This window comes from Paenibacillus mucilaginosus 3016 (assembly GCF_000250655.1).
In the GTDB taxonomy this organism is placed as follows: domain Bacteria; phylum Bacillota; class Bacilli; order Paenibacillales; family NBRC-103111; genus Paenibacillus_G; species Paenibacillus_G mucilaginosus.
In genome coordinates this window covers 5,555,128-5,569,518 of the sequence record NC_016935.1, presented here as the reverse complement: position 1 = coordinate 5,569,518, position 14,391 = coordinate 5,555,128, and the positions used below count along the sequence as shown (strand labels likewise).

The following is a 14,391-nucleotide window of genomic DNA, read 5'->3' as shown; positions in this document are numbered from 1 at the left end:
GGGAGGGACAGTGCGATCTGTCTTACCGTGCATGGCAGGTTAGTCCGTCGGCTCGGCATTTCCTTTTCGGCGTCAAATCCTCTCGAGCGGCTGAAATTGGTACCTGCGGGTGAGATAGTGGGCGAGGAGATAGATGGCAAACTGGACGGGCACCGAGTAGGAGTACCGCCAGTCCGCGATTTGATACACTTGCAGCCAGGCGAAGAAGGGCTCGGCCGCATAGGAGGTCAGCAGGGAGAAGAACAATGCTTTGAGAAGCGGGTTGGCTCCCGGTTTGTACTGGAGCAGCAGCATGACGGTTACCGGCATCAAGGTCAGATCCCATGGAAAATAGGTGGGTACCAGCGGAAGCACGTTATAACGGTAATGCCAATAGCCGAACTGGTCTCCGACGATATCGAGCATCAGGGAGAGGCACATGACAAAGAGGCCGGCATACAGAATACGGTCTGTGCACTGCCGCTCCCGGATACAGTACCACACGATCCAGGGAACAATCGACAGGGCGACGCCAAGCCACCACAGAGGGGTTAGTACGATATGCTCCGCCCAGATTTGAACCTTTTGATGGAGCAGCCGCTCAATTTGTTCCACATTGGCATCGTTCAGCCTGATCGCTTGATCCCGGTCCATTTCGCGCCCTCCTTCCTGAATTAGGCTGTATCCGGATGTAGGGATTTATGCATCCGCTGCGTGCCGGGCCTAAGGAATTTCTGATCTGACCCTGTCATGTCTTCTGATACGCATAGTGTATAATACCTGTATCAGATGATGAAAAATGCATCAATTCATACCGGATTCGTCCGAAGGAGTGCATATGAAAATCAAAGTGTTGGCTATTGCCCCATATCCGGGGTTGAAAGAACTGCTGGAAGCGGGATCCCGGGAGGATGCTCGCCTGGAGCTGGAGGTCCATGTCGCGGATCTGCAGAATGCCCTCCCGATCGTCCAAGCGGCCCGGAGCCGTTCATACGACGTCATTCTCAGCCGCGGCGGCACCTCGTCTCTGATCCGCAAGCATGTCTCCATCCCGGTTGTGGATATCCCCGTCTCGGGCTACGACATTCTGCGCGTGCTCACACTTGTGCGCGGCGCGAACAGCAAGGTGGCGATCATCGGCTTTCCGAATATTTGCCGGGGGGTGGCCGAAGTATCGGGCCTGCTCGATTTTGACATCCCGAGCTATCCGATCGAGAGCGCCGCCGAGGTGGAAGGGGCGCTCCGCCAGGCCTTCGGGGACGGCGTGCAGCTCGTACTTGGGGATGTGGTTACCGTACAGGCGGCCGAGGCGATGGGCTATAACGGCATCCTGATTACCTCCGGCCGGGAGTCGGTTCTCGAGGCGCTGGCCGAGGTAAGGCGGATGTACGGCGTCGTGAACCGGGCGCAGGCGAACGAGCGGCTCTACGAGCAGCTGCTGGAGCGGCACCACGCCGGCGTACTCGCCGTCGACGGGCAGGGAACCATCCTTTACGCCAACCGGGCCGGAGCCTCTCTGCTCGGCTATGATCCGGGCGTCATCCGGGGCATGAACCTGCGGGGAATCGATCCCTTATGGGCCAGGTATATCGGGGAGCCTGCGCCGGCGGAAGAGGGGGCGGTCCCCGGTCCGTCCAGGCGGTTCCAGCGGCGGGGGCTGAACATCGAAGTGGCTGCCGCGGCTCCCGTGAATTCGATGGACTGCCGTTACTTTGTCTATATGGTCCCCCTCGGGGAGAGCGGGACCAACCCCGCCTTCGCGGGCTATGAGGTAACCGAACGCATCGCAACCTTCACCCAGATCATCGGGGGAAGCAGCGAGATCCGCGGGGCGGTCTCCCGGGCCAAGGCCCTCTCCCGTACGGAAAGGCCGGTCTGGATCGAGGGGGAAGCGGGAACCGGCAAGGGGCTCTTCGCCCAGGCGATCCACTCGGCGAGCCGCTCGGGTGCCGAGGGCTTGTTCATGCTTCCCTGCGGCTCCTTAAGCGGCGGGGAGCTGGAATCCCTTCTGTTCGGGAGTGAGACCTACGCGGGTCTGCTGCATACCGAAGCGGCCGGTACGGTGTGCCTGACGCAGATCGAGCAGGCCGGCTCCCTCCTCCAGCTGAGGCTGGCCGAGTATCTGCAGGGGGCAGGCCCGGTTCGCATTGTCGTCACTTCCCTGCAGCCCGTGAAGTCCCTCCTGAAGAAGGGGGAGATTGCAGCGGAACTGGCCCGTGCTTTCCAGGATTCCGTCCTGCATTTGCCGCCGCTGCGGGAGCGGCTGGAGGATATCGAAGATATCGCCCGCGTGGTGATCGCGGCCCATAACTCCCGTTATGGCAAACAGATCGCCGGCATCCGCCCGGACGTAGTGGAAGAGGAGCTCCAGCAGATCCTATGGCCGGGCAATGTCCGCCAGCTGAAGATGGTGCTCGAGCATATGCTGGCCGCTTCCCAAGGACCCTATGTAGGAATGGAGGAAGCCAAAGAGGGCTGGCGGAAGGTGAGGGAGGCGCTTCGGATGGAGGCGGAGAGCCACACGGTGCAGCTGAATTTGTCTGGAAGCTGGGATGAGATCGAGCGGAGAATCCTGCTGGAGGTGCTCCGCGAGGAAGACATGAACCAGTCGAAGGCGGCCAAGCGGCTTGGCATTAACCGGTCCACTTTGTGGAGAAAACTAAAAGATGTGTTGCAAAATGAAACGTAAATGGCGTTGAAACCCTGCTTTTCGGTGGACTATAATGACCTTGTAAGCGAATCACACGGAATGAATGTTGCATAATACAACACTTATTCGTTTGCAAAGGAAACTATACAACTAGGAGGAAACCTCATGAGAATCAAAGCGTCCATCGAAAAAATTCCGGGTGGCATGATGATTGTACCGCTTCTTCTGGGAGCTATCCTTACAACGCTGTTCCCGAACATGGGCAAAACGTTCGGTTCCTTCACCGGCGCCCTGATGACCGGCTCTCTGCCGATCCTCGCCGTTTTCTACGTCTGCATGGGGGCTACGATCAATTTTAAGGCGACTCCGTATATTCTCAAAAAAGGCGGCACCCTGCTCGGCACCAAGATTGCAACCGGCGTCATCGTCGGTTTTATCGCCGGACAGTTCCTCGGCAACGGCATGATCAGCGAAGGCTTCTTCGCAGGCCTGTCGGTCCTGGCGATCGTCGCGGCCATGAACGATACGAACGGCGGTCTGTATATGGCCCTGATGGGGCAGTTCGGCAAAAAGGAAGATGTGGGCGCTTACTCGGTCATGAGCCTGGAATCGGGTCCTTTCTTCACGATGCTGACACTCGGGATTGCAGGACTTGCCGCGTTCCCTTGGCAGACCTTCGTCGGTGCCATTCTTCCCCTGGTTGTCGGTATGATCCTCGGCAACCTGGATAAGGACATGCGCGAATTCCTCGGCAAAGCCGTACCGGTTCTCGTTCCCTTCTTCGCCTTCGCGCTGGGAGCCGGCCTGAACCTGCAAACCGTATGGAAAGCGGGCTTCCTGGGCGTACTGCTCGGCGTGGCGGTCGTCGCCGTCACCGGCATCACCCTGATCCTCACGGACCGCCTCATCGGCGGCAACGGAATTGCCGGCATCTCCGCCGCTTCCACGGCCGGCAACGCCGCCGGCGTGCCTGCTGCCGTAGCGGCAGCCAATGCGGCTTATGCACCGCTCGTGCCGTCGGCCACGGCGCTCGTGGCCTCCTGCGTCATCGTGACGGCGATTCTTGTCCCGATCGTAACGGCCTGGTATGCCAAAAGGATCGGAGTCAAGAGCCAGATTGGTTAAGCTCCCATGCGGAGGCTCCCGGATTGGATCCGGGACCTTCTGCTTCCGCAGGGCTTAAGGTGTAAGGTGCCAATCTGGCAGCTAGAGACGGGGAGAGGAGAATACCGATGATGAAACACATGGCCATTATCGCGGATGACTTGACCGGGGCCTCCGATTCAGGCGTGCAGTTCGCCAGGAAAGGCCTTCAGACCCAGGTGATCTTCGACCTGAAGCGCTTCTCTGCCGGAGGGGGCGGGGTGGAAGCGGTCGTGATCGACACGGACAGCCGCTCCGTCCCCCGGGAGGATGCGTATGCCCGGGCCAAAGAAGCGGCGGCTGGGGTCCGCCGCTCGGGCTTCCGGCATGTCTACAAGAAAATGGATTCGACGCTGAGAGGCAATCTTGGTGCAGAACTGGACGGCGTGATGGACGAAATCGAGTTTGATTTCGCCGTCGTAGCCCCCGCCTTTCCGCGCATCGGAAGAACTACGATGAACGGCGTGCACTGCCTGAACGGAATACCGGTTCACCAGACCGAGATTGCGAACGATCCGAAATGCCCGGTGGGGGAATCCGACCTCGTGAAGCTGTTCTCGTCGCAATCGAGGCGCAGGGCCGCCCTGATTGAGCTTGATACGCTTCATGCGGGGAAAGAGGCGCTGGCTGCGGCGGTCCTCTCGAGGCTGGAGGAAGGCGCGGAGCTGCTGATCTTCGACGCGGCAACCGAGGAAGATCTGGAGCAGATCGCGCGGTGGCTGACGGCTTCCCCGCACCGGATTCTGTGGGCCGGTTCGGCCGGTCTCGCGGATTACCTGCCCGAAGCCCTGGCACTGCCAGTGCGCACAGGGAGTTCGGCAGCACTTCCGGCTTCGTCGGGAGAACCGGTTCTGTTGGTTGCGGGCAGCATCTCCCGTGTGACGCGGGCCCAGGTTGCCGCCTATAATGCGGGAGCCGGCGTCGCCGCGGTGGAGTTCAATACCGTCAAGGGCATCGCGTCGGAGGAAGGGGAGCGGCAGGAGACCGAGCGCTGCCGTTCCGCGCTCCTGGCCGCCCTGGCCGCCGGTTCGGACGCTTCGCTCTATGCGAGCTCCTCTGCGGAGGATGTGCGGCTGTCGAAGGAGGCCGGCGCGAAGAGAGGACTGGATTCCACCGAGGTCTCCAACCACATTGCCCGTCTGCTTGGGCGCGTGGCCTCCGGGCTGATGCGGGAGACGAAGCTTCAGGGCGTCATCCTGACCGGCGGCGATACCGCCAAGGCGGTCTGCCGGGAGCTTGGGGTGTCGGGGATTCAGCTTCTGCGCGAAGTGGAGCCCGGCATTCCGCTGGGCCGGCTGATCGGAGACATCCCGCTGCCCGTCGTCACCAAGGCCGGAGCCTTCGGCGGGGAGCACAGCTTGTCGCATGCCAAATCTGCACTCAAAGGAGAATCATCTCATGAATACAAATAGACCCGTTATCGGGATTACGATGGGCGACGCTGCCGGCGTCGGCCCCGAGATCATCATGAAGTCCCTGAAGGACGAGCAGGTGTACGCAGTCTGCAGACCCTTCGTGATCGGGGATGCCAAAATTCTGGAGCGCGCCGACGGATTCGTCCGGACGGGCCTGAAGGTGCGCCGCATTGCAGCCGTTGCCGATGCGGCATTCGAAGCCGGTACGGTGGACTGCCTCGACCTCGACCTCGTCTCGGCGGACCTGCCGATCGGGCAGGTATCGGCTGAAGCCGGACATGCGGCGTTCAGCTACCTCAAGAAGGCGATCGAGCTCGCGAATGCCGGGGAGATCGACGCGATCTGTACGGCTCCCCTGAACAAAGAGGCGCTTCACAAGGGCGGCCACATCTATCCGGGGCATACCGAGATTCTGGCCGACCTGACCGGTACGCAGGATTTCTCCATGATGCTGTCCGCACCGAAGCTCAAGGTCATCCACGTCACAACCCACGTCGGCATCATCGACGCGGTGCGGATGATCAATCCGGAGCGGGTGTACAAGGTCATCCGCATGGCGCATGAGACGCTGCAGAAGGCAGGGATTGCCGCACCGAAGATCGCGGTCTGCGGCATCAACCCGCATGCGGGGGAGAACGGCCTCTTCGGGTATGGGGAAGAGGATGAGAAGATCGTGCCCGCCGTGATGCAGGCGCAGGGCGAAGGGATTAACGCGGTGGGGCCGCTGCCGGCCGATACGCTCTTCTTCCGCGCGACCCGCGGCGATTTTGACATCGTCGTGGCGATGTATCACGACCAGGGCCACGGTCCGATCAAGGTGCTTGGCCTCGAAGCCGGCGTGAACATTACCGTAGGGCTGCCGATCATCCGCACGAGCGTCGATCACGGCACTGCCTTTGACATCGCAGGCAAAGGAATTGCCGATGAGATGAGCCTGAAGGAAGCGATCCGCCAGGCGATCGAGCTGGCTCCGAAGCGCGAGCGGTAAGCTTGGGAACACTAAGCATTGAGCATAGGACGAAAGCAGATGGGCCTCCGGGTCCGTCTGCTTTTTTTGCGTGTCAGGGGGTCGAAGGTAGGGAATGTCCTTCCCAATGCCGCAGAGCGGACGGGCGGATTTTCTGAGGCAGGGCTTCATCACTCATGCGGTAGTCATGCTGATACCATCCGTCTTTCCGGGGCCAGTAGATGTACTCCACGGTCAAGTGGAACATCCACATTGGTTTTTGCGTTAAGAATGCAGAACGACTATTCGGTACAGAGGGAGCATGTAAATGAATCGCTTAGTAGCCTGCTTTGCAGGTGCGGCCATCCTTCTGTGGGGATGCGAAAGCTCGGAAATGCCGGGGAAAACAAAGAATGTTTCCGCTGAAGTGACAAATCAACATGGAAATGTCGAGAACCTTACGGCACTGGATCAGTACGTTCAGCATTCACTGGAGGGACAGAGGGGGGCGGTACGGATTGTCCATATGACCATAGAGGGGGATCCCATCTACAATGATCTCAGCTTTTCCGGTGCTGGCCATAAGCTCCGGATCGATACTACCCAGGATAAATTCGGATCCCCAAAAATCACGGACCTCACGTGCAGGTCTATGGAGAAAGTCGAGAGTTCCGTATCGATGAAGTATGTGCTTCGGGGGTGTTCGGGGGAAGCAGATGAGCGAACGGTACTGCATATTGCTTTTGATCTGGCGAAGCAGGACCGCTTTGAGTTTGCCCTGAGATACGGCCCGTCCGCCTTTGATTTGCAGAACGAAATCAGCACGATCGACTCCCGCCTGAGCCGGGACCTGATCAACGGCAGCGTCCACGTAGCGCAGGGTTTTGAAATACCCTTTGAGGCGAAGCAGCGCATCTACCGGGCTCTTGTGCTGGCGAATTATTTGGGTACCAAGGAGCTGTCGGAAGGGTGTGAAGCAGCTGCTGATGAGACTTCGGCTGGTTCCTCCTCGGAACAGCGAAATTTCTCCTTAAAGGTGCTGATCAATGGAGGCAGCAGAGAATTTCGCTGGGCGAACTGTGGCAATGACAGCAGCGGGAATACCCTTGGGTTGACGACGGTTGCAGAGGAGATCATCAGGGAAGCGGAGCAAACGGAAGCATTTCGTTCCCTTCCGCCGGTTCAGGGGGCGAGGTTGTGACTAAACAAAAAGGAGTGCAGCGTATGCTTCGTAAGCTCAATTTATGGACGGCCGCCGCGGCGGCCGGGTTGCTCATGCTCGGCCCTATTACTAACGCGGAAGCTGCCGCAACGGAGGCGGTGGAAGTCGCTTTTCCCGCTTTCCCGGTGACCGTGAATGAGACGGCACTGGATGGGGTGCACAGCCTGTATCCGCTGCTGCTCCACAAGGGAGTCACCTACTTTCCGATGACCTGGAACTATACCTCCGCCCTTGGTCTCAGCGTAAGCTGGAACGCCGAGGACGGGCTGTCCCTGACCAAAACAGAGGGCATCTGCGGTCCCGTGCCGCAGACCTTATCGGCGGAGCTGAAGAACAGCGGCCGTGCGGCAGACGCCGTCCCGGTGCCTTTTCCGGTTACCGTGAACGGGAAGGCGGTCGATTCCCCGAACGAGACGTATCCGCTGCTGCTGTACCGCAATATCACTTATTTTCCAATGACCTGGCGGTTCACGAAGGAAGAATTCGGCTGGCAGGCGGCCTGGGACCCCGTGAGCGGATACAGCATTCAGTCTTGTCCGGTAGAGGCAGCGGCAGGGAAGCGGCTGCAGACGGCTCTCAACCTGTCGAACGGCGGGCAGCTTGCCGCGGATGAGAAGTGGATCTACAAAAACCCGGTACGAAACTCGGAAGGACCGCACAGCTTGGTGCGGACGGAATTGAACGGGGAGCATCCGTTGAAGCTGTCGGATGATCTGGCGATGTACATTAATGCGTCTGGAGAGTGGCTGTACTACATTGCTTATGACCAGTCCGGTACCATCGTCAAAATCCGCAAGGACGGGACGAACAGAACGATCCTGCCGGCCACGGGGGTAGGGGAGCTTTGGGCAGACGGGGAATGGCTGTACTACACCAAGCGGACCCAGCAGCCGGAAAGCCGGGAAAACGCCTCCTCTTCGCCTCCGGGAATCTACCGGATGAAGACGGACGGAACGGGTGGGGTGCAGCTGAACCCAAGCGGGGAGGTCAAGAGCCTCTATGTGTACTCGGACCGGATCTTCTACCTGAAGGGGGAGCAGGGGAAGGAAGGGCTGTACTCCATGAAGCTTGACGGTTCGGATGACAGGAAGGTTCAGGAGCGGGTCACCGATTTTATCATCACGGAGGACTGGATTTACTATGTGAGGGATGGCAAGGATATCCGCAAAATAAGTCTGGACGGCTCCATTGATATTCCGCTGCTGGAGCAGGAGAAACCCTACATGGGACGCCTCAGCTACAAGGACGGCTGGATATATTTTGCGGCGGGTGCCACCGGTATCCATGGCTCCCTTCCCCTTGAACGGGTCCGGCTTGACGGAACCGGACGCGAGACCGTGTTTGAAGCCCGGCCGACAGCCATTTATTGGGCAGGTGAAGCGATGTATTTCGCTCAGTGGAGCCTGGGATCCCATGTCCTATATGAACACCAACTGAAAGAGCCGGCCCCCAAGCCCTAACGACCGGCCCAAACAGCAAAACGGGAGTCCGTCTAAAGCGGATCTCCCGTTTTTTGTTTCGTTAGTGAACCGTTCGTTCTACAGGGAGGCTTTCTCGGACCACAGGCCGTTCCTCTGGAAGTAATTTTGCAGAAGAATCGCCTCCTCCTTGTACAGGGCCAGCTTGCGCCGGAGGATGTCGAAGTCGTCGTCCGGCACCTTTTTGGAGCGGCGGAGGGATAAGGTCCACTTTTTCTCCACCGGAATGATCATGACGAACGAATGGCCGCCCACGGCTGTGGAGATCGTCTGGTTCTCATAGGTCAGTTCGATGAGCTGGGCAGGGTGGAAGATGCGGGATAAGGTAAAATAAGAGCTGTCCCCTTCCGGGCCCAGCGCCTCTTCAAGCAGCGCATTCGTCTGCGTACGGTTGAAGGTCGGCGGCTGCTCGAGCTGCTGCGACCACAGCAGGATCAGTCCCTTGTCCTCGTAAGTGAACATGAAAGCGAAAGCGTACAGGGTGTAGATCCGGTGGCGGTACATCTCCAGCATGAGATCCGTCTCCAGCTTGCCGGCGGGCCGAAGAAGGCTGCAGTCGACCACCTTGCGCACCCCGTCCTTCTGGACCGGCGCCGTATACGATTCTGGGTGAGCCTGGAACAGCACATAAGCCGGCTCTTTGGGGGTCTGAATGACGAGCGGGCGGAATGCCGTGAGCCGCTCGAGCTCATCCAAAGGAAGCTTCAAATCCTCGTAAGATTCCTGACGTACCTTGTCCTTGATTGCATCCAGCAGCATAGAAGCCCTCCTAACCTAGTGGCAGATGTCCTATCCTATCAGTTTTCTCTCTATATCTAGGATGTAGTGAAAATATCATAACATAAGAAAAGCGGTTTTTTAAGGGAGGGAGGCGATCATTGGTGATCATTTCCCTTCAGGGTGACATCGGTTGGGGAATTCTCTGCCGCTCGGTGTCAGCGAAGAAATTCAGTGCGGCGGTCGCCAGCGGACGCGATCCGTTCTTGACGTTTACTTCCAGCAGGCGGAACTGGTAGAAAGGCTGTTCTTTCGAAGCGACGCCATGGGCTTCGTATCCCGTCTTGGAGATCTTCAGGGAATAGCTGAGGAGATCGAGACCGATCGGGATACGCCTCGCGAAGTCCCGTACAGGTTCTACAGGAAAGCCCTGTTGCTCGGCCCAAGCCTCCATCCCGGGGAAAAATCCGCCGATATTCGCAATCACGCAGCCTTGGCAGGCGCCGCTGTCGCTGTAGACGATACGCTGCTCCGGGTCGTTCGGGTGCTGAAGCATGAAGGATACAGACCCGTTCGCGCCCATCACTGCATCATGGACGGCCCAGCTTCCGGGGGCGAGCACAGAGATCCCTCTACCATAGCCCGTACTCATCCAATACACGGCCATACGGCTCGCTTCATGCGCAGTAAGCTTGTATTTCTTGAACGACAGCGGAGCGGGCGGGCAGAGCGTGATTCCTTCCGGATCGGCGCCGTAATCCGCTTGGACGCAGACGACGGGGACCTCGAACTTCGCGGCCCCCGCAGGTTCGAAGGCGGCTCTGCCGCTCTTCTCGGTCCGCGGCTGCTTGCCGGGAGGACGCTGCCCGGCTGCAGCCGGGGGAGGCGGTTCCGGCACCGGCGGGGCGGAAGCGGCCGCCGGATTGTGTGCGGCTGAACCGGATGCAGCGGAAGGCTGGCCATTGGCGTCGGCCGGTGACGGAGCATTGTCCTGGCTGGAGGCCGGTGAAGGCGGCGCAGCAGCGGGAGACGCCGAAGGGGGCGGCGCATCTGCACTTCCGCCACCCGTGGAAAGCTGAACCGGTGCTTCGGCCGGCTGCCCCGCCTGTGGCGTACGCGCCGGTTCCACGGACGCGGCAGCAGAGGGATTGGCGGCTTTCGGATCGGCGGAAGGGCCGCCGCCCGGTTCGCAGGATGCAAGCAGCAGCGTGCACGCGCAGACCAGCGCCCAAGCCGTCCGGAACGGGCGTGACGGGAGACGTGAGGTTGGCATGTGGTCACTCCGGGACTCAAGATGCTTACTAGACGACAGCGGACCGCACAGAGTTACAAGCCGGGCTGCCGTGAACCTCACTTTTTTTGCCCCCTTGTGAGAATCGTCATACGGGCATTTCTTCCCCGGATGCTATTCTATGGATATACGAAGCAGTAACGAAAACCATACACAGTAAGGGGAGACATGATGATGGGCATTTTATTCGAGGTGGTAGGGGTTCTGCAGGAGAATAAGGTCGGGTTTCTGTTCAAGCAGCATACGCCGATGATCGACAATCAGGTGTTCTCGATCCTCCGCCTGCCTACCGGGAATGTGAAGACGATCCACAAGAGCATGCTGGGCCATCCGGTCCGCAACATGAAGCTGGAATCCGGCCGCATCCAGATCTGCCACGGCTACTGCCAGGAGGCGCAGATCGGGACGATGCAGGAGCGCATTGAACGCATTCTGATGCCGAAGCCGCAGGCCGAGCCCGCTGGACAGGCGAATTAACCATATAGAAGTCCCGGTCCTGTGCCGGGGCTTTTTTCATTTCAAGATATTCAAACCGCGCCTTCCGGACTATAATGAGGGGGATATCGATACGAATCATGCTTGTTGAAAGGAATGCAGCCGCCTTGACCAATATCCATGCACACAGAAAAATACGTAAAACCGCCGTCTCGCTGGCTCTGGCAGCGGTTCTTGCCGCCGGAGGGAGCCTGAACCCTGCGGGCGCATCGGCTGAAACCCACGAAGCGGCAGCTCGGTACGCGATCACCCCGCAGCCCGTGACCGTGGACGGCAGCTCAGCCGTGATTCCTGTCATCTATTCCGAGGGGAGCACCTATATCGGACTTCGTGCCCTGACGGAGCATCTCGGCCTTGCGATCGATTGGGACGCAGGGGAGAGAGCCGCATCGGTTACGGGGCGGGGCCGGACGCTGAAGGTGTACCCGGATACCGGAGTCTATACGCTGAACGTGAACCGGCTGTACGGCGAGCTCCCCATTCTCCAGGACGGCTCCCTGTACGTGCCGCTGCGCTTCCTGCTCGAACGCCTCGGCTACGGCGTCTCTTATGACCAGGCATCACGGACCATCGAGGTCGAGACGATTCAGGAGAACCCGCTGCAGATCGTTACCGTGACCACGGACGGCGGGCATCCGCTGGTGGATGCGCAGTATCCGCAGATCGAAGGCTTCGCCGATACGGCGGTGATGGGGAAGATCAACGAAACGCTCAAGAAAGAGAATGAAGCGCGGATCGCCGAAGGGATCAGGCAGCTGGGGGAAGCGGAGAAGTGGAACAGCGAGCTCAAGACCGACAACCCGGAGATCGAGACGCCGCAGTCCGTCTACAGTGCCTCTTACGTCGTAACCTACAATGAGAACGGCCGGCTGAGCCTGTATTCGGATTATTATTTCTACGGCGGAGGGGCTCACGGATCGACCGTCCGGCAGGGCTATACGTTCGATCTGAAGACCGGAGAGCTGCTGACCCTTCAGGAAGCGGCGGGGAGCAAGGACTATGTCGGCATCATCAACCGGGAGGTCCAAAAGCAGATCGGGGACACCGGCCTTTATCTGATTGCCCCGTTCGAGAGCGTGGAGCCGGACCGGGACTACTTCCTGACGCATGAAGGCCTCGTCATCTACTTCCAGCAGTACGAATACACGGCGTATGCCGAGGGCATGCCGGAGTTCATCATCCCTTACGCTTCCTTCAAGTAGGCTCAGGCCCGTTTACCCATGCACACATCCGGGTAAAAAGGAGTATGTCCTACAACCGGGAGGTGGCTGAGATGGCGGCCGGATCGAAGAACGAGCTTGTCCGCAAGGACGCAGGCGCGTCCGAAGACATGAGAGCGTTCCTCCAAAGCACCGCTTCGTCGGGCGGCAGAGGGGATCAGAAACCGGATCACAACCGCAAGCCGGACGAGCAGAACAAGCTCACCGACCAGCATAACCTGCGCAAGTAACTTACCAAACTCAGAGGCCCTGCCGTCCCCCGGGACAGCAGGGCTTCTCTCGTGTTCATCCCGAACGGCGCCGTGAGTCATCAGCGGCTGGCGCTCCGCTATGCCCAAAGGCTCTTCCAAGCCCGCTCCAGCCGCGTCAGCCCTTGGTCGATCTCCGCTTCGGTCAGTCCCCCGAAGCCGAGGTAGAGACGGGGCGGCCCGTCGGGGGCGGGCTCCAGCCATGACTCGCGCAGGTCGTATACGTCCGCACCCTGCTCTGCGGCCAAGGCCGTCAGGCGGCCTGCCGGATGGGGGGTGTGAACCGTGATTTCGAGGTGCAGTCCGGCGCTGTGGCCCGTGATCTCGATCCGGCCGTCCCAGCGGGAGCGGATCCCGCGGACGAGCGTCTCGTGCTTGCGCCGGTACGCTCTGCGCATCCGACGGATGTGCCGGTACCAGTGCCCCTCGGCGATGAAGGCGTGCATGGCCCACTGCTCCATGCGGGAGGGGGCGTGCAGCAGATCGGGCCTGCTGCGGAGGAGGCTGGCCAGCCTGATTGGCAGGACCATGTAATTCATGCGCAGGGCCGGGGAGAACACCTTGGAGAAGGTGCCGATATAGATCACCCTGCCGTCCCGGTCCAGACTCTGCAGAGAGGGGAGGGGCCTGCCTTCGTAACGGAATTCCCCGTCGTAATCGTCTTCGATGATATAGGCGTCCCGCGAGTGCGCCCAGCTTAGCAGCTGTTCTCTTGCGGCATAAGGCATGACCATTCCTGTTGGAAAATGGTGGGACGGGGTGAGATAGGCGGCCTGCGCGCCGGTGTTCCCGAGTTCGTCCAAGGCCCATCCCTGTCTGCCGGCTGGCAGCGGAATGACCTCATAGCCGCAGTGCCGCCACTGCTCACGCACCGGTGCATAACCGGGGGCCTCCACCGCAATCGGGCTCTTCGCGGTGAACAGCCTGGCCAGGATGCCCATGCTGTAACCGATCCCGGAGCCGATCACGATCTGCTCCGGGAGGCAGACTACACCGCGGGATGTGCGGAGGTAATCCGCCAGCACGCGGCGCAGCCCTTCTTCGCCCTGGGGATCGCCGTAGCGGCCGAGCTGCCCGGCGGCCGTCTCCGACGCCTGGTGCAGCATGCGCCGCCATATACGCAGCGGGAAGCTGTGCGGATCGACGGCGGAGGGCCGGAAGTCGATCCGGTGCTCCTGCAGGGCCGCCGCCGGCGGAGCAGGCGCCACGGCCGGTGCCGCCGGGTCTGCGGCCGAGCTGCGCGGCGGGATGCCCTTCGGGCGGACGGCGTATAATCCGGAGCGCGGCCGGCTTACGGCGTAGCCTTCGGCGACAAGCATCCCGTAGGCGGTCTCGACCGTGACCTTGCTGATATTGAGCTGCGCCCGCAGGGAACGGAGGGAGGGCAGGCGCGATCCGTCCGCAATCCGCCCGTCCCGGATGCCTTCACGGAGTTGTTCATACAGCTGCCTGTACAGCGGCAGTTCCTCCTGATTCGTCAGGCTGAGATCAAACAAGGCTGTCCCTCCATTCTGACCCTGTGATATGTATGCAAACTGGCCCTGTCATCCAGGTCAGTTTCAGTATAAGCTTCAGGGACAGAGTCCG

13 protein-coding genes and 1 pseudogene are annotated in these 14,391 nt (G+C 60.1%); 10 read left to right on the top strand and 4 right to left on the bottom strand.

The genetic code is table 11. The features are described from left to right. Window positions 1-72 precede the first annotated feature (72 nt). Entirely contained in the window at window positions 73-633 is a 561-nt protein-coding gene (locus tag PM3016_RS22680) for a CBO0543 family protein (RefSeq protein WP_014371088.1), read from the bottom strand. Window positions 634-817: 184 nt separating this feature from the next. Here PM3016_RS22680 and PM3016_RS22675 point away from each other — a divergent pair, with 184 nt between their 5' ends. From PM3016_RS22675 to PM3016_RS22650, 7 genes and pseudogenes are all read left to right on the top strand, one after another. Beyond that, the gene (locus tag PM3016_RS22675) at window positions 818-2,668 is read left to right on the top strand and encodes a sigma-54-dependent Fis family transcriptional regulator (protein WP_014371087.1); all 1,851 of its coding nucleotides are present in this window, start codon (window positions 818-820) and stop codon (window positions 2,666-2,668) included. Between the two features lie 126 nt (window positions 2,669-2,794). Then, window positions 2,795-3,754: a 2-keto-3-deoxygluconate permease gene (locus tag PM3016_RS22670; RefSeq protein ID WP_013918897.1), complete on the top strand. Its 960-nt coding sequence runs from the start codon at window positions 2,795-2,797 to the stop codon at window positions 3,752-3,754. A gap of 107 nt (window positions 3,755-3,861) precedes the next feature. Continuing rightward, on the top strand, window positions 3,862-5,184 hold the full coding sequence (locus PM3016_RS22665) for a four-carbon acid sugar kinase family protein (RefSeq protein WP_014371086.1): 1,323 nt from the start codon (window positions 3,862-3,864) through the stop codon (window positions 5,182-5,184). Next, window positions 5,171-6,175, top strand: coding sequence for a 4-hydroxythreonine-4-phosphate dehydrogenase PdxA (gene pdxA / locus PM3016_RS22660; RefSeq protein WP_013918895.1), 1,005 nt, complete (start codon window positions 5,171-5,173; stop codon window positions 6,173-6,175). The genes PM3016_RS22665 and pdxA overlap by 14 nt, the downstream gene beginning before the upstream one ends. Window positions 6,176-6,461: 286 nt before the next feature. Further along, a pseudogene (locus tag PM3016_RS40095) lies at window positions 6,462-6,800 on the top strand (DUF4362 domain-containing protein); the annotation flags it as partial. 12 nt (window positions 6,801-6,812) lie between these two features. Then, window positions 6,813-7,334: a hypothetical protein gene (locus PM3016_RS40090; protein WP_238540660.1), complete on the top strand. Its 522-nt coding sequence runs from the start codon at window positions 6,813-6,815 to the stop codon at window positions 7,332-7,334. Next, entirely contained in the window at window positions 7,331-8,815 is a 1,485-nt protein-coding gene (locus PM3016_RS22650) for a DUF5050 domain-containing protein (RefSeq protein ID WP_238540297.1), read from the top strand. The genes PM3016_RS40090 and PM3016_RS22650 overlap by 4 nt, the downstream gene beginning before the upstream one ends. A 78-nt stretch (window positions 8,816-8,893) precedes the next feature. Here the strand turns inward: PM3016_RS22650 and PM3016_RS22645 are convergent, their stop codons facing one another. Continuing rightward, window positions 8,894-9,592, bottom strand: a complete 699-nt coding sequence (locus PM3016_RS22645) for a hypothetical protein (RefSeq protein WP_014371083.1) — start codon at window positions 9,590-9,592, stop codon at window positions 8,894-8,896. A gap of 136 nt (window positions 9,593-9,728) precedes the next feature. Then, window positions 9,729-10,823 (bottom strand): DUF4850 domain-containing protein, encoded by a 1,095-nt coding sequence (locus PM3016_RS22640; protein ID WP_014371082.1) that lies wholly within the window; start codon window positions 10,821-10,823, stop codon window positions 9,729-9,731. 186 nt (window positions 10,824-11,009) lie between these two features. Between PM3016_RS22640 and PM3016_RS22635 the strand changes: the two genes are divergently transcribed. From PM3016_RS22635 to PM3016_RS22625, 3 genes are all read left to right on the top strand, one after another. Continuing rightward, window positions 11,010-11,318, top strand: coding sequence for a hypothetical protein (locus PM3016_RS22635; protein ID WP_238540296.1), 309 nt, complete (start codon window positions 11,010-11,012; stop codon window positions 11,316-11,318). A gap of 125 nt (window positions 11,319-11,443) precedes the next feature. Then, window positions 11,444-12,538, top strand: coding sequence for a stalk domain-containing protein (locus PM3016_RS22630; RefSeq protein WP_014371080.1), 1,095 nt, complete (start codon window positions 11,444-11,446; stop codon window positions 12,536-12,538). Between the two features lie 71 nt (window positions 12,539-12,609). Beyond that, a complete protein-coding gene (locus PM3016_RS22625) occupies window positions 12,610-12,786 on the top strand; it encodes a hypothetical protein (RefSeq protein WP_014371079.1) in 177 nt (58 codons plus the stop codon). Between the two features lie 98 nt (window positions 12,787-12,884). Here PM3016_RS22625 and pdxR read toward each other — a convergent pair whose 3' ends face one another. Beyond that, a complete protein-coding gene (gene pdxR / locus PM3016_RS22620; protein ID WP_014371078.1) occupies window positions 12,885-14,300 on the bottom strand; it encodes a MocR-like pyridoxine biosynthesis transcription factor PdxR in 1,416 nt (471 codons plus the stop codon). Between the last annotated feature and the right edge of the window lie 91 nt (window positions 14,301-14,391).